Source organism: Sinorhizobium terangae (assembly GCF_009601505.1).
Lineage (GTDB): Bacteria > Pseudomonadota > Alphaproteobacteria > Rhizobiales > Rhizobiaceae > Sinorhizobium > Sinorhizobium terangae.
In genome coordinates, this window is record NZ_WITC01000124.1 from 24,974 (window position 1) to 43,264 (window position 18,291).

General features: G+C 62.6%; 15 protein-coding genes and 1 tRNA gene. 7 read left to right on the forward strand and 9 right to left on the reverse strand.

Annotated elements, in window-relative coordinates:
• Window positions 1–217: 217 nt before the first annotated feature.
• The 3 genes from pnp to GHK62_RS29325 all read left to right on the forward strand — a co-directional run bounded on the left by pnp (window position 218) and on the right by GHK62_RS29325 (window position 4,004).
• Window positions 218–2,371 (forward strand): polyribonucleotide nucleotidyltransferase, encoded by a 2,154-nt coding sequence (gene pnp / locus GHK62_RS29315; RefSeq protein ID WP_153442458.1) that lies wholly within the window; start codon window positions 218–220, stop codon window positions 2,369–2,371.
• Between the two features lie 229 nt (window positions 2,372–2,600).
• The gene (locus tag GHK62_RS29320) at window positions 2,601–3,617 is read left to right on the forward strand and encodes a class I SAM-dependent methyltransferase (protein WP_153442459.1); all 1,017 of its coding nucleotides are present in this window, start codon (window positions 2,601–2,603) and stop codon (window positions 3,615–3,617) included.
• A 144-nt stretch (window positions 3,618–3,761) separates the two neighbouring features.
• The gene (locus GHK62_RS29325) at window positions 3,762–4,004 is read left to right on the forward strand and encodes a hypothetical protein (protein ID WP_153442460.1); all 243 of its coding nucleotides are present in this window, start codon (window positions 3,762–3,764) and stop codon (window positions 4,002–4,004) included.
• A gap of 82 nt (window positions 4,005–4,086) precedes the next feature.
• Here GHK62_RS29325 and fabI read toward each other — a convergent pair whose 3' ends face one another.
• The 3 genes from fabI to fabA are packed head-to-tail and all read right to left on the reverse strand — an operon-like array spanning window position 4,087 to window position 6,681.
• Window positions 4,087–4,893 (reverse strand): enoyl-ACP reductase FabI, encoded by an 807-nt coding sequence (fabI, locus tag GHK62_RS29330; RefSeq protein WP_153442461.1) that lies wholly within the window; start codon window positions 4,891–4,893, stop codon window positions 4,087–4,089.
• A gap of 4 nt (window positions 4,894–4,897) precedes the next feature.
• Window positions 4,898–6,118, reverse strand: coding sequence for a beta-ketoacyl-ACP synthase I (fabB, locus tag GHK62_RS29335; RefSeq protein WP_153442462.1), 1,221 nt, complete (start codon window positions 6,116–6,118; stop codon window positions 4,898–4,900).
• 47 nt (window positions 6,119–6,165) lie between these two features.
• Window positions 6,166–6,681: a 3-hydroxyacyl-[acyl-carrier-protein] dehydratase FabA gene (fabA, locus tag GHK62_RS29340; RefSeq protein WP_153442463.1), complete on the reverse strand. Its 516-nt coding sequence runs from the start codon at window positions 6,679–6,681 to the stop codon at window positions 6,166–6,168.
• A gap of 387 nt (window positions 6,682–7,068) precedes the next feature.
• Here fabA and irrA point away from each other — a divergent pair, with 387 nt between their 5' ends.
• On the forward strand, window positions 7,069–7,491 hold the full coding sequence (gene irrA, locus GHK62_RS29345; RefSeq protein ID WP_153442464.1) for an iron response transcriptional regulator IrrA: 423 nt from the start codon (window positions 7,069–7,071) through the stop codon (window positions 7,489–7,491).
• A 57-nt stretch (window positions 7,492–7,548) separates the two neighbouring features.
• On the opposite strand, the gene GHK62_RS29350 is transcribed toward irrA, so the two are convergent.
• The 5 genes from GHK62_RS29350 to GHK62_RS29370 form a co-directional block, all read right to left on the reverse strand.
• On the reverse strand, window positions 7,549–8,184 hold the full coding sequence (locus GHK62_RS29350; protein ID WP_153442465.1) for a trimeric intracellular cation channel family protein: 636 nt from the start codon (window positions 8,182–8,184) through the stop codon (window positions 7,549–7,551).
• 298 nt (window positions 8,185–8,482) lie between these two features.
• Window positions 8,483–9,268, reverse strand: a complete 786-nt coding sequence (locus GHK62_RS29355) for a YdcF family protein (RefSeq protein WP_153442466.1) — start codon at window positions 9,266–9,268, stop codon at window positions 8,483–8,485.
• A gap of 153 nt (window positions 9,269–9,421) precedes the next feature.
• Complete coding sequence (locus GHK62_RS29360) at window positions 9,422–10,816, reverse strand: sulfite oxidase (RefSeq protein ID WP_153442467.1); 1,395 nt, start codon at window positions 10,814–10,816, stop codon at window positions 9,422–9,424.
• 519 nt (window positions 10,817–11,335) lie between these two features.
• Window positions 11,336–11,411: transfer RNA gene (locus GHK62_RS29365), tRNA-Ala, on the reverse strand.
• Window positions 11,412–11,608: 197 nt separating this feature from the next.
• Complete coding sequence (locus tag GHK62_RS29370; RefSeq protein ID WP_184108403.1) at window positions 11,609–11,998, reverse strand: TIGR02300 family protein; 390 nt, start codon at window positions 11,996–11,998, stop codon at window positions 11,609–11,611.
• A gap of 286 nt (window positions 11,999–12,284) precedes the next feature.
• Between GHK62_RS29370 and aroA the strand changes: the two genes are divergently transcribed.
• The 3 genes from aroA to rpsA all read left to right on the forward strand — a co-directional run bounded on the left by aroA (window position 12,285) and on the right by rpsA (window position 16,159).
• Window positions 12,285–13,652 (forward strand): 3-phosphoshikimate 1-carboxyvinyltransferase, encoded by a 1,368-nt coding sequence (gene aroA, locus GHK62_RS29375; RefSeq protein ID WP_153442469.1) that lies wholly within the window; start codon window positions 12,285–12,287, stop codon window positions 13,650–13,652.
• Window positions 13,652–14,290 carry a (d)CMP kinase gene (cmk, locus tag GHK62_RS29380; protein WP_153442470.1) on the forward strand — a complete coding sequence of 213 codons (639 nt, stop codon included), beginning with the start codon at window positions 13,652–13,654 and terminating at the stop codon, window positions 14,288–14,290. The genes aroA and cmk overlap by 1 nt, the downstream gene beginning before the upstream one ends.
• Window positions 14,291–14,452: 162 nt before the next feature.
• Window positions 14,453–16,159, forward strand: coding sequence for a 30S ribosomal protein S1 (rpsA, locus tag GHK62_RS29385; RefSeq protein WP_136509254.1), 1,707 nt, complete (start codon window positions 14,453–14,455; stop codon window positions 16,157–16,159).
• Window positions 16,160–16,344: 185 nt separating this feature from the next.
• Here the strand turns inward: rpsA and GHK62_RS29390 are convergent, their stop codons facing one another.
• Window positions 16,345–17,982, reverse strand: a complete 1,638-nt coding sequence (locus GHK62_RS29390; RefSeq protein WP_153442471.1) for a hypothetical protein — start codon at window positions 17,980–17,982, stop codon at window positions 16,345–16,347.
• Window positions 17,983–18,291: the final 309 nt, after the last annotated feature.

Genomic DNA, 18,291 nt, shown 5'->3' on the forward strand with positions numbered 1-18,291 from the left:
CGCGGATCAACCGATGGCCCGTCATGGGGCAGGATTGCAGGATGCTTCGGCGCCCGCGCGCCGGAGCTGCCACGCGGGCAGCACGGCGAGACGGAATCGAGCCGGTTTGTTTAGAAGCCTCCCGTTGTCTTGCCCGTGATGCGCCACCACCAAGCGGCTCTCAGATCATCCGCGCTGCAAAAGCCGCGGAAGGTCTCCCGCACACGAAGGACAGAACATGTTCGAGACCCACAAGGTAGAAATCGAATGGGCAGGGCGTCCGCTCAAGCTCGAAACCGGCAAGATCGCGCGTCAGGCTGACGGTGCCGTTCTCGCCACCTACGGCGAAACGGTGGTGCTTGCCACCGTCGTTTCGGCCAAGGCACCGAAGCCGGGCCAGGATTTCTTCCCGCTCACCGTCAACTACCAGGAAAAGACCTACGCTGCCGGCAAGATTCCCGGCGGTTATTTCAAGCGCGAAGGCCGCCCGAGCGAAAACGAAACGCTCGTTTCCCGCCTGATCGACAGGCCGATCCGTCCGCTCTTTCCGGAAGGCTACAAGAACGACACCCAGGTGATCGTCACGGTCATGCAGCATGACCTGGAGAACAATCCGGACGTCGTTTCGATGGTTGCGGCCTCCGCCGCGCTGACGCTTTCCGGCATCCCTTTCATGGGCCCGATCGGCGGCGCCCGCGTCGGCTACATCAACGGCGAGTATGTGCTGAACCCGCATCTCGACGAGATGGATGAATCCTCGCTCGATCTCGTCGTCGCCGGCACCCAGGAAGCCGTGCTGATGGTCGAGTCGGAAGCCAAGGAGCTGCCGGAAGACATCATGCTCGGCGCCGTCGTCTTCGGCCAGAAGGGCTTCCAGCCGGTGATCGACGCGATCATCAAGCTTGCCGAAGTTGCGGCTAAGGAGCCGCGCGAGTTCGAACCGGAAGATCATTCCGCGCTCGAAAACGCCATGCTCGTCATTGCCGAAGACGAGCTGCGCAACGCCTACAAGATCACCGAGAAGGCTGCGCGCTACGCCGCCGTCGACGCCGTCAAGGCCAAGGTGAAGGAACACTTCCTGCCGGAAGGCATCGAAAATCCTCCTCACACGGCGGAAGAAATCGCTGCCGTCTTCAAGCATCTGCAGGCCAAGATCGTTCGCTGGAACATCCTCGACACGCAGAGCCGCATCGACGGCCGCGACCTCGTCACGGTCCGCCCAATCGTCGCCGAAGTCGGCATCCTGCCGCGCACGCACGGTTCCTCGCTCTTCACCCGCGGCGAGACGCAGGCAATCGTGGTTGCCACGCTCGGCACCGGCGAAGACGAGCAGTATGTCGATTCCTTGACCGGCATGTACAAGGAAAACTTCATGCTGCACTACAACTTCCCGCCCTTCTCGGTCGGTGAAACGGGCCGCATGGGTTCCCCGGGCCGTCGTGAAATCGGTCACGGCAAGCTCGCCTGGCGCGCCATCCACCCGATGCTGCCGACGGCGGAACAGTTCCCCTATACGCTGCGCGTCGTCTCCGAAATCACCGAGTCCAATGGTTCCTCGTCGATGGCCACTGTCTGCGGCACGTCGCTGGCGCTGATGGATGCAGGCGTTCCGCTTGCAAAGCCCGTCGCCGGTATCGCCATGGGCCTCATCAAGGAAGATGACCGCTTCGCCGTTCTCTCCGACATCCTGGGCGACGAAGACCATCTCGGCGATATGGACTTCAAGGTTGCGGGCACCGAGGCCGGCATCACCTCGCTGCAGATGGATATCAAGATCGAAGGCATCACCGAAGAGATCATGGGTGTTGCCCTCAACCAGGCCAAGGGCGGCCGCATGCACATCCTCGGCGAAATGGCCAAGGCCATCTCCGAAAGCCGCGGCCAGCTCGGTGAATTCGCCCCGCGCATCGAAGTGATGAACATCCCGGTCGACAAGATCCGTGAAGTCATCGGTTCGGGCGGCAAGGTCATTCGCGAGATCGTCGAAAAGACCGGCGCCAAGATCAACATCGAAGACGACGGTACGGTCAAGATTGCATCCGCCTCCGCCAAGGAGATCGAAGCGGCTCGCAAGTGGATCCACTCGATCGTCGCCGAGCCGGAAGTCGGCCAGATCTATGAAGGCACGGTCGTCAAGACCGCTGATTTCGGCGCCTTCGTCAACTTCTTCGGCGCCCGCGACGGCCTCGTCCACATATCGCAGCTCGCGTCCGAGCGCGTCGCCAAGACGACCGACGTCGTCAAGGAAGGCGACAAGGTCTGGGTCAAGCTGATGGGCTTCGACGAGCGCGGCAAGGTTCGCCTCTCCATGAAGGTCGTCGATCAGGCGACCGGCAAGGAGGTCGTCGCCGAGAAGGCGGAGAAGAAGGACGGTGGCGAAGCGGCCGAATAAGCCGAACGCATCCGGGGTGTAGCCATACGCCTCCCATTTATCACCCCTCCCCAACCCTCCCCACAAGGGGGAGGGGCTGTCGCGCATGGCCCTCGTTCGCCCAACTCAACATCCGAACTTGCGGAACCGTTGGATTGGTGAACAGTGGGCGCACCCGGTAAGCCCCTCCCCCCTGTGGGGAGGGGTTGGGGAGGGGCCTCTCGGCAGCACCGAATCCAACGGAAGCCCCATGAGCCGCGACGCACTGAAAACCCTATTTCACCCTTTCGACACCGGCGTCATCGATCCGCCGGGTGAGGACGAACGCGTGCTCTTTCTCGGGGCCGAGGCGGGCTACAGGCTGCCGCAGGACTTTTCCGCCTCGATCGCTGCCGTGCAGCCTCTAAGGTCGCTCTATCGCGCGCTGGAAGCGGCACGCGCCAACGTGACTCCGCTCGCCGAGGGCGACGAGTATGACGCCGCGCTGGTGCTCTGTGGCAAGCACAAGGGCGAAAACGAGGATCGGATCGCCGAGGCGCTCAAGCGCACCCGCGCTGGCGCATTGGTCGTGGTTGCAGGCGGCAAGGAGGACGGGATCCAGCCGCTGCGCAAGAAGATCGGCAAGTTCGGCTGGGACGGGGACTCGCTGCCGAAATATCATGGCGTCGCCTTCTGGTTCACCCGGCCAGAAGACGTGTCGGAGGCCGTGTCCCAGCTTGCCAAAGTACCGGTGCGTGTCGACGGCCTGTTCGAGGCGTCGCCTGGCATGTTCTCGCACGATCGGGTGGATCCCGGTTCGGAGCTTCTTGCCTCGCGGCTCCCCAAGGATTTTACCGGCCACGCGGCCGATTTCGGTGCCGGCTGGGGCTATCTTTCGGTGATGCTCGCCCACGCCTCGCCGGGCGTGAAGGGCATCGATCTCTTCGAGGCGGACTATGAAGCGCTGGAGGCCGCGCGCGTCAACATGATGGCGAACGCCCCCTCGATACCGGCCCGTTTCTATTGGCACGACCTCACCAGTGAGGAGACGCGCGACAAATACGACCTGATCGTCATGAACCCGCCCTTCCACGAGGGGCACGCCGCAGAGCCGTCGCTCGGTGCCGGGATCATCAGATCGGCCACCAAAGCCCTGAAGCACGGCGGCAGGCTGATGCTGGTCGCCAATCGCGGTCTGCCCTACGAGCAGGTTCTCGCGGAAAACTTCAAGGAGAGCGGCGAGACCTGCCGCAATGCACGCTTCAAGGTTCTCTGGGCGAAGCGCTAGCGTTCAAAGAGTTAGCGTCCAGATGAATGTACACGCTCCGGAGAGCGCCGTCGCTTGCCGCGACGCGCCGTTTCCAGTTGCCAGCAAGGACGATCAGGAACACCATGGCCGGGTCGGTGCGTCTTTGCAGGAGAGGAGCAGGCGATGGGATTTGGACCCGCTCGACCCCCTATGATGGAAGATGTTGAAGAGGTCATTGCGCGCGATATCAAGCATGCCGAGGGACATGGCGCGACGTCGGAAGTTCCGCTCCCGTTCCTCCGCAAACTCTATCGCGTGCCGCTTGCGCCGGGAAGGCTGCGACACATGCGTGGCGCGACAGCCATTGTTGGCCTCGCGCTCCTGGCCGTTCTTTTCGGATTGATCTGGGGCTGGACGGCGGCCTGATCCGGGTTCGGGCAATTCAGGAAAAGTGTGTGGTGGCTTTCCGTGCGGAAGTACGTCTGGTGAGTAACCCGGATCGGCTGTCTTACTCCACGTCGGCGGTGCGCAATGCCTCGAGCGTCGGCATGGAGGTGATGTTGTAGCCGGAATCCACATAGTGGATTTCGCCGGTGACGCCGCGCGAAAGATCGGAGAGAAGGTAGAGCGCCGAATTGCCGACATCGTCGATCGTCACCGTGCGGCGCAGCGGCGAATTCTTCTGCTGCCAGGACAGCATCGCGCGGGCGTCCGAGATGCCGGCGCCGGCGAGCGTACGGATCGGCCCGGCCGAGATCGCGTTGACGCGGATGCCGCGGGTGCCGTAGTCGGCCGCGAGATAGCGCACCGAGGCTTCGAGCGCCGCCTTGGCAACGCCCATCACATTGTAGTTCGGCATGACCCGCGTCGAGCCGCCATAGGTGAGCGTCAGCATCGTGCCGCCTTCGTTCATCAGCTCGGCGGCGCGCTTGGCGATCTCGGTGAAGGAGAAGCAGGAGATGACCATGGTGCGGCTGAAATTGTCGCGCGTGGTGTCCGCGTAGAGCCCCTTCAGCTCGTTCTTGTCGGAGAAGCCGATGGCGTGAACGACGAAGTCGAGCTTTCCCCAGCGCTCCCTGATGGCGGCGATCACGGCGTCGACCGAGGCGATGTCCTCGACGTCGCAGGGCAGGAGGAAGTCGGAATTGACTTCTGCGGCGAGCGGCTTGACCCGCTTGCCTAGCGCTTCGCCCTGATAGGTGAAGGCGAGTTCGGCGCCCTGGGCGGCGAGCGCCTTCGAGATTCCCCAGGCAATAGAATGGTTGTTGGCCACACCCATGATGAGGCCGCGCTTTCCGTTCATCAGTCCGTTCATTGTGTTATCCGTTGTAGCGCTGGAAGACGAGCGTGGCGTTGGTGCCGCCGAAACCGAAGGAGTTCGAAAGAACCGTGTCGATCTTGGCGTTGTCGATCCGCTTGCGAACGATCGGTACGCCTTCGAACTCCGGGTCGAGCTCGCTGATATGCGCGCTTTCGCCGATGAAACCGGCCTGCATCATCAACAGGCCGTAGATCGATTCCTGGACGCCGGCAGCGCCCAGCGAATGGCCCGTGAGAGATTTGGTCGACTGGATATGCGGCATCCTTTCGCCGAAGACTTCGCGAATGGCGCCGATTTCCTTGGAGTCGCCGACTGGCGTCGAGGTTCCGTGGGTGTTGATGTAGTCGATGTCGCCCTTCACGGTCGCGAGCGCCTGGCGCATGCAGCGCACGGCGCCCTCACCGGACGGGGCAACCATGTCGTAACCATCGGAGGTTGCGCCATAGCCGACGATCTCGGCATAGATCTTGGCGCCGCGGGCCTTGGCACGCTCCAGCTCCTCGAGCACCAGAACGCCAGCGCCGCCGGCAATCACGAAGCCGTCGCGGTTGGCGTCATAGGCGCGCGAGGCCGAGGACGGCGTATCGTTGAACTTCGAGGACATCGCGCCCATGGCATCGAAGAGGTTCGACATGGTCCAGTCGAGATCCTCGTGGCCGCCTGCGAACATCACGTCCTGCTTGCCCCACTGGATCATTTCTGCGGCATTGCCGATGCAATGCGCCGAGGTCGAGCAGGCGGACGAGATCGAGTAGTTGACGCCATGGATCTGGAACCAGGTCGCAAGCGTGGCCGAGGCCGTCGAGGACATCGCCTTCGGCACCGCGAAGGGGCCGATGCGCTTGGGGCTCGTGTTCTTGCGCGTGACGTCGGCAGCCTCGACGATGGTGCGGGTCGAAGGACCGCCCGAGCCCATGATGATGCCGGTGCGTTCGTTGGTGATGTCGCCGGCTTCAAGCCCGGAATCTGCGATTGCCTGCTTCATCGCCACGTGATTCCAGGCGCCGCCCTGCGACAGGAAGCGCATGGCACGCCGGTCGACGAGGTCGGTCGGGTCGAGCGTGGGTGCCCCCCAGACATGGCACTTGAAGCCATTCTCGGCGAAATCGGGCGAATACGTGATGCCCGATTTCGCATCGCGCAGCGATGCCGTGACTTCCTCGGCATTGTTACCGATCGAGGAAACGATGCCGAGGCCCGTGACAACAACCCGTCTCATGGTAATGACCTTTTCTTAACTTGAACCCGTCCTGGCCTTTTTGCGGCTCAGTCGGCCTTTTCCTGGAAAAGACCGACCCTGAGGTCGCTGGCCTTGTAGATCACTTCGCCATCGGCCTTCATCCAGCCGTCGGCAATGCCGAGCACCAGGCGGCCGCGCATCACGCGCTTGAAGTCGATGCCGTATTCGACCAGCTTGGTCTTTGGCGTCACCATACCTGTGAATTTCACCTCGCCGGTGGAGATCGCTCGGCCCTTGCCGGGCTCGCCGAGCCAGCCGAGGAAGAATCCCGTCAGCTGCCACATGGCATCGAGGCCGAGGCAGCCGGGCATGACGGGGTCGCCCATGAAGTGGCAGGGGAAGAACCAGAGGTCCGGCGTGATGTCGAACTCGGCGCGGATGTAGCCCTTGTCGTGCGGGCCTCCGGTTTCCGAGATGTCGGTGATGCGGTTGAACATCAGCATCGGCGGCAACGGCAGCTGGGCATTGCCGGGGCCAAACATTTCACCTCGGCCGCAGGTCAGGATTTCCTCATAGCTGAAGCTGGATTGTCTGGTGGTCATGAATGGTTATTTCCCCGAGTGACTGAGTGTTCCCCGACCTGCTTTAGAGCAAGTTCGGGCTGAATTGAAGCGTGGCCCTGCGCCAATGGCAATCCCGTCTGCCGCAGTTTCCGCTTCGACGATATCCTATAAGGTAGTGCGGATGGCGGCGAAAACCCGCTTCACTTTTTCTCTCATGCGGCTCTTATTGGCGACATCGTTCCGCCGTCGCTTACAATATGAATGTGGGCACGACCAGAGTTAAATGCCAGCCTTCCCCCGCTTTGGGCCGATTTTCAGGCGTTTGCACCCCTGGAAGCTCGGAATCTATTGAAAGCGGCGGCGGCAGAAGTTATATCGCACACGGATAATCTGTGAATTTTGGCCAGGATACCGAAACGGCTGCGTATGACGAAAGCACCACAAATGTGTTCGCAGGAGAGGCTGCGCAATTCGGGCTTGCGCCCGACACGCCAGCGCGTCGCGCTTGCGGATCTCATTTTCGCAAAGGGCGACCGTCATTTGACCGTCGAGGAACTGCACGAAGAGGCGGTCGAGGCCGGCGTCCCGGTTTCGCTTGCCACCGTCTACAACACGCTTCACCAGTTCACCGAAGCGGGCATGATCCGCGTGCTGGCGGTCGAGAGCGCCAAGACCTATTTCGACACCAACGTGTCCGACCATCATCATTTCTTCGTCGAAGGGCAGAATGAGGTGCTCGACATTCCGGTGAGCAATATCCAGATCGACAATCTTCCGGAGCCTCCGGAAGGCATGGAAATCTCCCATGTCGATGTCGTGGTCCGCCTGCGTCGCAAGTCCGATCGCTGACCACAGGAACGACGCCGCGTCCGTCGGACGCCGAAGGCCCCGGGATATCCAAGACTTCTACATCACGTCGTTCGGGTGGCGACCGGGGCCGGCCTTGCCGGTCGGCAGCGTCCAGCCATAGCGCAACGCGCCGCCGCGAACCGCGAAGGCCGAGAGCACGCCGATCGCGGAGGTCGCTGCGAGCGGCATGCCGATCACCGTCGCCAGAACGAAGGCCCCGGCGCCGACAAGGGCCGCGGTGACGTAGATTTCCGGTCTCAAGAGCACGGAGGGCTCGCCGGCGAGCAGATCGCGCAGGATGCCGCCGAAGGTCGCCGTCAGGATGCCGGTGACCACCGCGACGGTCGGCGAGCCAGTGGCGGCCAACCCCTTCGCAGCGCCCATGACGCAATAGGCCGAAAGGCCGATCGCATCGAGCCACACAAGCACGCGGTAGCGAGACTCGAAGCGGTGGGATGTGAGGAACACCAAGAACCCGACCGAGGCACAGATGATGAGATAGGCCGGGTTCAACACCCAGAACACCGGTGTCGCGCCCAGGATCACGTCGCGCATCGTGCCGCCGCCAATGCCGGTGACCGATGCCAGGAACAGATAGCCAATGATATCGAGTTGTTTGCGCGATGCCGAAAGCGCACCTGTCGCCGCGAAGACGGCCACGCCGGCATAGTCAAGAATTTCGAGGATCGGCATGGGTACTCCGCTCTGGACTGCGCCGAGCCCGGGTTGACGCTATCCGCGATCATTAGCGCAACGCCGGGAATAAGTCAGCGGGGCGGAAGGCCCAAGGATATGACAGAGCGAGTTGAGGATCTTGCTCCTCACCCTACAGCGCCGCGCGTCTTATCAGACGCGCAAAGGACGCTGTAGCACTTTGAATTGCTGCATGTTTCCTTAAATCGGCTACGATTTAAGGAAACATGCAGTAGCCCTCTCCCCGCAGGCGGGAGAGGGGACTTAGAGGGCGCTCACCGCGATCTATCGCAAAAGCCTATCGTGGCAGGATCGTCTGCGTCCGGCCAAGCAGATAGTAGGCAAGCAGTCCGGTCCATTCCTTGGCGGCGGTCGTCGTCAGTTGCGCATTGAGTGAGGGCTGGGTGAAGTCGACGCCGAGCTTCACCTTGCCGCTCGTCCGATAGTCCGTCGGCCAAGGCATCACGTCGATGCCGAACGAACGGAAGAGGCCGATCGAGCGCGGCATGTGGTAGGCCGAGGTGACAAGCGCGCAGTGCTCCATTTGGTTCGCGCCCAACAAATCCTTGGTGTTGCGCGCATTCTCGAAGGTGGTGCGCGAGTTTTCCTCGCGGACGAGACGATCAGGCGCGATACCGAACGCGTCGAAGAACGGCCGCGAGAGCTCCGCGTCGCCTGCATAGCCACCGCTCAACGAACCGTCTCCGCCCGACACGAGGATGCGCGCGGCAGGATAGGCCCTGGCAAGCCGGGCGGTCTCGACGAAGCGCTCCGCCGCCTGGTTGAGTTCGATGCCGCCGCGCCCATCGATCACCACGTTCTCGAAGGCGCCGCCAAGCACGATGATGCAGGTAAGCTCCGCCGGCGGGGAGGGGCGGGGAAACCGGTCTTCGAGGATCTGCAGGAAGTAAGAGCCTGTTGTCGTGAACAGGGTCAGGAACAGCACCATGAGGCCAAGCGAGCCGAAAACGCCGCCGATGCGTGCGCGGCCCAGCAGCGCCAGCAGAAAGCCGATCAGGACGCTGAAGAAGGCGAGGGAGAGCGGCTGGGCAAGGAGCCAGAAGATTTTGGAGACGAGGAACATCGGACCCTTGTTCTCCAGTGTCGCTGGTTAAGATTTTGTGAATGCATCAACCGCGCAATCGGGCGGACATCCGGCACTACGCTTTGGACGGCATCCGTCTCGGCGACGTTGTGCTGACCAGAGGTCTCGTCGAGCGCGCGCTCGCGCTCGGTGTCAGATCACCCGTGCGGCGACGGAGTGGATCGAGTTGTTGCCGTAGCCCATACGGTTCCACTCGGCGCGCTCAGGCTGGATTCGGCCGCTCATGTCGGTGGCGCGTGCCCGAACGGCGAGCGGCCCGATCCGATCGAGCCGCGTGATCAACTCCCACCATTGCCATGCCCCCGGCCGCCGTTCGCCCAAGAGTCGTGCCTCGTGCCATGGACCGCCGTTCAGGCTTACCTCGACCCGACAGATGCTCCCGGCGCCAGACCAGGCGACGCCGCGGATCGCCGTCTCCCCGCGCGGCAGGCTCTCTCCTCGATCGGGCGAAGCGATCAGCGCCCGCACATTCATGAGCGTCACCGGCGCGCGCTCGTCGCGCCCGTTCCGCACCCATTCGTACCAGTACTTCTCCGTCTGATAGTAGGCTTCGCAGGGCTTGTCGCTAACAACGATCTCGGTCAGCCACTTGACGCATGCCACGGCATACCAGCCGGGCACGATCAGCCGCAGCGGATAGCCGTGAGGTGACGACAGCGGTTCGCCGTTCATCTCGTAGGCAAGCAGCGCGCCCGCTTCGCGAATCTGGTCGAAGCTGAGGCCGCGTTCGAAACGAATCGGCGTATCGTGACCGTCGACGAGCCCGCCGTCCGCGCCGCGGAACGTGAGTTCCGTTGCGCCGGGTCTGAGGCCTGCCCGTTCGAGCACTTCGATCAAGGGAACGCCGGTCCATTCGGCGGTACTGACGGCGCCCAGGCCCCAGGGTTCGCCCGGCACGGCCGGATCGAACAGGCTGCGGCCGTTACCAGCGCATTCGAGGGTCACCACGAGACTCTCGGCATGAAGATTGTGAAGGTCCCTCATACGCAGGCTCAGCGGCCTTTCGACCATACCGCCGACCGAGAGGCGATAACTCTCGCCGTCGAGTTTCGGAATATCGAAGTGGTTGCGCAAGTAGAACCGGCCATTGGGCATCACGGCCCCGCCCGCGAGGTCCCGCACCGATGTCTCGCCGTTCAGTGGATAGGCGCTATGAACCACAAGTCCCGCCTCGATGGCGTCCTGGCAAGCATCCGCCGGGTCGAGCGATGTGGTTGAAACCTGCGTCGGGTGTGCATCGCAGCCGCCGCTCGCCACGACCTCGGCGCAGGTCGATGCCGGCATCACTTCGACCTCGCCGGCTTGCCGGAACGGCGTCAAGAATGCTTGTAGGACGGCCTCATCCGCCGCCTCGGCGATGAAGAACAGCGAGTGGGCACCGCGGACCACGGCCTCGCCCTTGATGGCCACGCCATGGCGAGCGGCGCTCGGCCGGCTCAGATGGTTCAGCAGCATCGCGCCCATGGCCGGATCGCGCGCGGGGCACGCTTCGGGCGAATGCTGATGGCGCACGATGAACAAAGGCATTGGGGAACCTCCATGCTTTGGCGGCGTCTTGCTGCTGCGCCAAACCGCCTGTTGTGGTCTGCAGTGCGTCGATCCCCTCCCGATTTGCCGATCCGGTGCGCCGATGACGCTGTTTACGATCGCGTTGCCACGCCACGACGGCGGAGATGATGACCCTCATGCCTCTGCTCCCGCCATACCGGACGAGCATCGGCCGCAATATATCACGGCGCATTTTCACTTTCCTGCGGAAGCGCATGTGAAGATGCCCTGCTTCTTTGCTTTGGGGTTTCCTAAAGCGCCGTGTGTCTTTTCAGGCGCACAAAGGACGCTGCAGCACTTCAATTGCTGCATGTTTTGTCCTCAGATCGGGTACGATTTAAGGAAACATGCAGTAAGACTGCCCATCGCGGCCGGCGCATTGCGAGCATCGATCGGTAGGTCGTCGGACGCCGTTTTTCGCTCTCGCGCGTCCCTGCACGCAAGACCGGTCACATGCCGATTGTCATCTGGGTAGATTATTGGGATGCAAAGAAGGTTTGGTGGAGCTAAGCGGGATCGAACCGCTGACCTCTTGCATGCCATGCAAGCGCTCTCCCAGCTGAGCTATAGCCCCATCAGGGTCCGGCAGTGCCGGTTCCGGGAAGATCGTCGGGCGTTGTGTCCGGCGAGTGGCGGCTTATTACTTCTGCTTTTTGCAGATGGCAAGCCGAAAATTTATGGCCGGTGCGATTTATTTTCTCTTCCGGCCGTCTGCCCCGGCCGCCGCATAGTCTCGCGGCCGAAGCGGCTTTTGTCCGTCTTTTGAAACGCTTAGACGTCTTCGTCCTCATCGGAGACGCCGATGAGGTCGCTCATATCGTCGTCGTCCTCGTCTTCGTCGGTCTCCAGGAAGGTGTCGTCGTCGTCGCCGTCGATCTCGACATCGTCGTCACCGAGATCCGGCAGGTCGTCGCCGCCCGATGCCTCGTCGTCGGCATCCTCGAGCGAGACGAGCTCGACTTCCGTGTTCTCCGTATCGACTTCCGTTACGTCTTCCTCTTCCTCCTTCTCGAGCACCTTGGCGACGGAGCTCTCCTCGAAGAAGGACAGCGGATAGGACTTGCCCGTATAGGGGGAGACGATCGGATCACGGTTCAGATCGTAGAATTTGCGCCCCGTTTCCGGGTCGATGCGCTTTGTTCCAAGTTCCGGTTTTGCCACAGTCAAAGCCTCTTGAATGGCCGGACGAACCGGCTCTTGCCGGAAAGCCGGCGGGTGGAAAGTTATCAAGCTTATGATGATTAGCCGGTCCCCATAATCGTCTTGACGACTTCTGTCAAAGACAAACTTCGGCCGGGCCTCGCTCGCATTTTCTTCGTCCGGGAGGATGACCCTATTTGCGCTTTATGTTAGGGAGCCGGCGAGACCGGCGGTCCGCTTCCCAACGCGCGAGAAGCGCGTGATGTTCCGTGGCCGCCGGCAGCCGGATTGTCAGAGGAAAAACATCATGTCCCATGGCTCAAGCCCGCGGCCTGCCACCGCAAGCAAGTCTTCCGATCTCAAGGGCACGGTCCGCATTCCCGGCGACAAGTCGATCTCGCATCGCTCCTTCATGTTCGGCGGTCTTGCCGCGGGCGAGACGCGCATCACCGGCCTGCTCGAGGGCGAGGACGTGATCAACACCGGCAAGGCGATGCAGGCCATGGGCGCCAAGATCCGCAAGGAGGGCGACACCTGGATTATCGACGGCGTCGGCAACGGCGCGCTGCTCGCGCCGGAAGCGCCGCTCGATTTCGGCAATGCCGGCACCGGCTGCCGGCTGACCATGGGCCTTGTCGGCGTCTATGATTTCGACTCCACTTTCATCGGCGATGCCTCGCTCACAAAGCGGCCGATGGGGCGCGTGCTGAACCCGCTGAGGGAAATGGGCGTCCAGGTGAAATCGGCCGAGGGCGACCGGCTGCCGGTAACGCTGCATGGACCGAAGACGCCGAACCCGACCACCTATCGCGTGCCGATGGCCTCCGCCCAGGTGAAATCGGCTGTCCTGCTCGCCGGCCTCAACACGCCTGGCATCACCACCGTCATCGAGCCGGTGATGACGCGCGACCATACGGAAAAGATGCTGCAGGGTTTCGGCGCCAACCTGACGGTCGAGACCGACGCAGAAGGCGTGCGCACCATTCGCCTCGAAGGGCGCGGCAGGCTGACTGGCCAGGTGATCGATGTCCCAGGCGATCCGTCCTCGACGGCCTTCCCGCTGGTGGCCGCCCTTCTCGTGCCGGGCTCGGATGTCACCATTTTGAACGTCTTGATGAATCCGACGCGCACGGGCCTCATCCTGACGCTGCAGGAGATGGGCGCCAACATCGAAGTCATGAATGCGCGCCTCGCCGGCGGCGAGGACGTCGCCGATCTCCGCGTGCGTTATTCGGAGCTGAAGGGCGTCACCGTGCCCGAAGAACGTGCCCCGTCGATGATCGACGAGTATCCAGTGCTTGCCGTGGCCGCTGCCTTCGCCGAAGGCTCGACCGTCATGAACGGCCTCGATGAGCTGCGCGTCAAGGAATCCGACCGCCTCTCCGCCGTCGCCGATGGCCTGAAGCTCAACGGCGTCGACTGCGACGAGGGCGAGGCCTCGCTGGTCGTCCGCGGCCGCCCCGGCGGCAAGGGACTCGGCAATGCTTCCGGTGGCAAGGTCAAAACCCATCTCGACCACCGCATCGCCATGAGCTTCCTCGTCATGGGGCTCGCGTCCGAACATCCGGTGACCGTCGACGACGCGACGATGATCGCAACCAGCTTCCCGGAGTTTATGGATCTGATGACGGGGCTGGGCGCGAAGATCGAACAGACGGAAGCCAAGATCGCTTGATGACTTTCATAATCGCCATCGACGGGCCCGCTGCGGCCGGCAAGGGAACGCTCTCACGCCGGGTTGCCGAGGAATACGGTTTCCACCACCTCGATACCGGGCTTACCTATCGCGCCACCGCCAAGGCGCTTCTCGATGCCGGGCTGCCGCTCGATGACGAGGCGGTTGCCGAGAAGATGGCGCGCAATGTCGACCTTTCCGGTCTCGACCGGTCGGTGCTGTCCGCCCACGCGATCGGCGAGGCGGCGTCGAAGATCGCGGTGATGCCAGCCGTTCGTCGCGCGCTCGTCGAGGCACAGCGCGCGTTTTCGCGGCGGGAACCCGGAGCCGTGCTCGACGGGCGCGATATCGGCACCGTCGTCTGCCCTGACGCCGCCGTGAAGCTCTACGTGACGGCCTCGCCGGAAGTCAGGGCGAAACGGCGTTACGACGAGATCGTCGCCGGCGGTGGCTCGGCCGATTACGACGCGATCTTCGCGGATGTGAAAAAGCGCGACGAGCGCGATATGGGCCGGGCCGACAGCCCGCTTCGGCCGGCCGCGGATGCGCACTTGCTTGACACTTCCGAAATGAGTATAGAGGCGGCATTCCAGGCGGCGAAGACGTTGATCGACGCGGCCTTGCAAAGGAAGATTTGAAGAAAGCCATCATCGGCTCCTGCCGGATCGCCTTCTTTTAAAGCCTGAAATTCCGTCCACGCGCCGGATTGCTCCTTTAAGTGGGGCGGACTGGGTTCAGGCCAGTTTAACGCTAACCCCCGGCGCATGTGCGTCTCTTCTTGAGATGCATCAGGAGATTTTATGTCTGCAACCAACCCCACCCGTGATGATTTCGCGGCGCTTCTCGAAGAGTCCTTCGCCAAGACGGACCTCGCCGAAGGCTATGTCGCCAAGGGCGTCATCACCGCGATCGAAAAGGACGTCGCAATCGTCGACGTCGGTCTGAAGGTCGAAGGCCGCGTGCCGCTGAAGGAATTCGGCGCCAAGGCCAAGGACGGCTCGCTCAAGGTCGGCGACGAAGTCGAAGTCTACGTCGAGCGCATCGAAAACGCGCTCGGCGAAGCCGTTCTGTCGCGCGAAAAGGCTCGCCGCGAAGAAAGCTGGCAGCGCCTGGAAGTGAAGTTCGAAGCCGGCGAACGCGTCGAAGGCATCATCTTCAACCAGGTCAAGGGCGGCTTCACCGTCGATCTCGACGGCGCCGTAGCCTTCCTGCCGCGTTCGCAGGTCGACATCCGCCCGATCCGCGACGTGACCCCGCTGATGCACAACCCGCAGCCCTTCGAAATCCTCAAGATGGACAAGCGCCGCGGCAACATCGTGGTCTCGCGCCGTACGGTTCTGGAAGAATCCCGCGCCGAGCAGCGTTCTGAAATCGTTCAGAACCTCGAGGAAGGCCAGGTTGTCGAGGGTGTCGTCAAGAACATCACCGATTACGGTGCGTTCGTCGACCTCGGCGGCATCGACGGCCTGCTGCACGTCACCGACATGGCATGGCGTCGCGTCAACCATCCGTCGGAAATCCTGAACATCGGCCAGCAGGTCAAGGTTCAGATCATCCGCATCAACCAGGAAACCCACCGCATCTCGCTCGGCATGAAGCAGCTCGAGTCCGATCCGTGGGATGGCATCGGCGCGAAGTATCCGGTCGGCAAGAAGATCTCCGGTACCGTCACGAACATCACCGACTACGGTGCGTTCGTCGAGCTGGAGCCGGGCATCGAAGGCCTGATCCACATCTCCGAAATGTCCTGGACCAAGAAGAACGTTCACCCCGGCAAGATCCTGTCCACCAGCCAGGAAGTCGACGTTGTCGTTCTCGAAGTCGATCCGACCAAGCGTCGTATCTCGCTCGGCCTCAAGCAGACGCTCGAGAACCCGTGGCAGGCATTCGCGCATAGCCACCCGGCTGGCACCGAAGTCGAAGGCGAAGTCAAGAACAAGACCGAATTCGGCCTGTTCATCGGCCTCGACGGCGATGTCGACGGCATGGTCCACCTCTCCGACCTCGACTGGAACCGTCCGGGCGAGCAGGTCATCGAAGAATACAACAAGGGCGATGTCGTCCGTGCTGTCGTTCTCGATGTGGACGTCGAGAAGGAGCGCATCTCGCTCGGCATCAAGCAGCTCGGCAAGGATTCTGTCGGTGAAGCTGCCGCCTCCGGCGAACTGCGCAAGAACGCCGTTGTTTCGGCCGAAGTCATCGCGATCAACGATGGTGGCATCGAAGTGAAGCTCGTGAACCACGAAGACATCACCTCGTTCATCCGTCGTGCGGACCTGTCGCGTGACCGTGACGAACAGCGTCCGGAGCGCTTCTCGGTTGGTCAGGTTGTCGACGCCCGCGTCACCAACTTCTCCAAGAAGGACCGCAAGATCCAGCTGTCGATCAAGGCCCTGGAAATCGCGGAAGAGAAGGAAGCCGTCGCTCAGTTCGGTTCGTCCGACTCCGGCGCTTCGCTCGGCGACATTCTCGGCGCCGCTCTGAAGAACCGCCAGACCAACGAGTAATCGTTGCGGATCTGAAAATAACGAGCCCGCGGAGAGCGATCTCCGCGGGCTTTTTCGTTGAGCGCGATAGGAGCCTACTTGCATGTTTCCTTAAATCGTAGCCGATTTAAGGATAAAAACATGCAGCAATTCAAAGCGCTACAGCGTCCAATGCGCGTCTGATAAGACGCGCGGCGCTGTAGAGGCTAACCAAGGCCGCCGAGCTTTCTGTAGAGATCATAGGCATCGATGACGCCGGGCTCGTCGCTCTTCTCTTCCGCTCCACCGTCCGAGGATTCCCTGGGCGCTTGGCGATCGCCTTCGTCGTCCTCTGCGTCCGCTCCGGCATCGTCTTCGCTGTCACTCGCGTGTTCCTGCCAGTCGGCCCTCCCAGCAGCATCTTCGGCGTCCGCCTTGGCCGGAGGGTAGGGAACGAGGGCGAACGGTATCGCCTCGCGGGGAAGCCCGTTTTCGACGAGACGGGTGATCATCTGCTGCAACGTCGGATCGTCGCCGGGATTTGAGGTTCTCGCTTGAATCGCCGAGCGCGGTGCCGCCATCTTGTCCGGTTGGTCGGCGGATCCCGGGTTGCTCATCGGAACGGCCTCGGCCGTCTCGTTTCGGGCGCGCACCAGCGGCGAATGTTCCGCCGCATCGCTTTCCGCCGGCGCCGCCGGCATCCGCTCGCCGGTCTCACCGCCCTTCGGTTCCGCCAGCTTTCCGTTCTCGACCAAGATTTCGGGAAGGGCGAGGCCCTCTCGGACAAGCGCTTTTACGGCGTCGGAGGATAAACGCGCAGCCTGACCGACGGGTTCGGCGCGTGGACCAGCAGGTCGCGTGCCGTTCCCGTCGCCTTCCGGGTCGGGCGCGGGGCGCCCGTAGGTGCCGTCCGTGTCGAGCCCGTGGTCGTCAGCCGCTGCGGCAACCCCGCCTTCGGCCAAGGCCTTCTCGGCGTCGCTTGCCGGATCGGCGTCTTCCGGCATGGCGGGGAGGGGTGGGTCGGACGCAGGGGCGTCGAAGCTCTCCGCTTCGCCAGCCGTGTTGGCGACCTCGATGCTGGTGTCGGCCACTTCGCCTTCTGGCAGCGTTTCTGTGAGCGCCGCATCGGTTTCAGCCACTTCACCCTGCGTGGCGCCGCCTGTAATCGGTGCCGCTGTCTCCATCTCCGGATTGGCCGAAACGAGCGTCCGCTGCGCGCGCGTATCCGGCGTCTGCTTGGCATCCGATCGCTTGGCGTCCTTCGGCGCATCGTCCCGCGCTTCCTCGATCATCGCCTCGACCGGGTCGCCCTCGTCGTCTGCGCTGAAGGTCTTCTTCAGAATCGACTGAAGCAGTGCGATATCGCTGGATGCGGACGCTTTTATTGCGGCGAACTGGGGCGGCGCGGCTGCCTGCACCGGCAGATTGCGGATCGCTTCCCTTGCCTGAGATTGCGGAAGTCCTGCATCGGCGCCTGCTGGTGCGGTTCTTTCGCCGTGGCTGGACGGCATGGCGGTTAGCACGGCGAGGCGGTGTGCGAGATTGCGTCCGCCGAGTTGCCGCTCCAGGAGTAGCCGCTCCGGCATCGGCATGGATTGAAGGAAACCGATCAAGCGCTTGACGAAGTCGCGGCCGCTTTCCTGCGGCAAGGGCGGAAACCTGAGGATGCGCGCCAAGTCCTCCATCAGCCGCACCAGCGCGTCCCTGGAAAGCACCTCCTTGCCGGATAGATGACGGCTGAGCGCGTCGAGAATTTTCTGGATCGCCTCGGCGCGCTGACCCGATGGAAGCGCTGCATGGCGGATTTGCGACTTGGTTTCGTCGCCTGGACCGATCGCGTTTCTGACGGTGAGAATGGGCAGCATTCCGGTTTCCACTTCGTTACAGCGCCGCGCGTCCCTTAGACGCGCATAGGCCGCTGTAGAACTTTGAATCGCTGTCGGAGGGCGCGTCATGCGCGTAACGGCCGGTCGGCCGAGCCAGCCACGGCTTGGCCGCGGAGACTGACAGCGCCTTGCGTCTTCAGGTGCGCAATGGACGCTGTAACGCTTTGAATTTTCGCATGTAGGGCATGATCGTTAAGGATAAGCCAAAGGAGTTTATGAAATCTTAACCATACCGCCCGCTGCGCCGAGGCTGATGGGGGGCCTTGCGTGAGGGCCATTCCCGGTCCA

Bases quoted from the DNA above. Each gene is read 5' to 3' on its own strand.
- pnp (WP_153442458.1), top strand. From the start codon at position 218: ATGTTCGAGACCCACAAGGTAGAAATCGAATGGGCAGGGCGTCCGCTC.
- GHK62_RS29320 (WP_153442459.1), top strand. From the start codon at position 2,601: ATGAGCCGCGACGCACTGAAAACCCTATTTCACCCTTTCGACACCGGC.
- GHK62_RS29325 (WP_153442460.1), top strand. From the start codon at position 3,762: ATGGGATTTGGACCCGCTCGACCCCCTATGATGGAAGATGTTGAAGAG.
- fabI (WP_153442461.1), bottom strand. From the start codon at position 4,893: ATGAACGGACTGATGAACGGAAAGCGCGGCCTCATCATGGGTGTGGCC.
- fabB (WP_153442462.1), bottom strand. From the start codon at position 6,118: ATGAGACGGGTTGTTGTCACGGGCCTCGGCATCGTTTCCTCGATCGGT.
- fabA (WP_153442463.1), bottom strand. From the start codon at position 6,681: ATGACCACCAGACAATCCAGCTTCAGCTATGAGGAAATCCTGACCTGC.
- irrA (WP_153442464.1), top strand. From the start codon at position 7,069: ATGACGAAAGCACCACAAATGTGTTCGCAGGAGAGGCTGCGCAATTCG.
- GHK62_RS29350 (WP_153442465.1), bottom strand. From the start codon at position 8,184: ATGCCGATCCTCGAAATTCTTGACTATGCCGGCGTGGCCGTCTTCGCG.
- GHK62_RS29355 (WP_153442466.1), bottom strand. From the start codon at position 9,268: ATGTTCCTCGTCTCCAAAATCTTCTGGCTCCTTGCCCAGCCGCTCTCC.
- GHK62_RS29360 (WP_153442467.1), bottom strand. From the start codon at position 10,816: ATGCCTTTGTTCATCGTGCGCCATCAGCATTCGCCCGAAGCGTGCCCC.
- aroA (WP_153442469.1), top strand. From the start codon at position 12,285: ATGTCCCATGGCTCAAGCCCGCGGCCTGCCACCGCAAGCAAGTCTTCC.
- cmk (WP_153442470.1), top strand. From the start codon at position 13,652: ATGACTTTCATAATCGCCATCGACGGGCCCGCTGCGGCCGGCAAGGGA.
- rpsA (WP_136509254.1), top strand. From the start codon at position 14,453: ATGTCTGCAACCAACCCCACCCGTGATGATTTCGCGGCGCTTCTCGAA.
- GHK62_RS29390 (WP_153442471.1), bottom strand. From the start codon at position 17,982: ATGCTGCCCATTCTCACCGTCAGAAACGCGATCGGTCCAGGCGACGAA.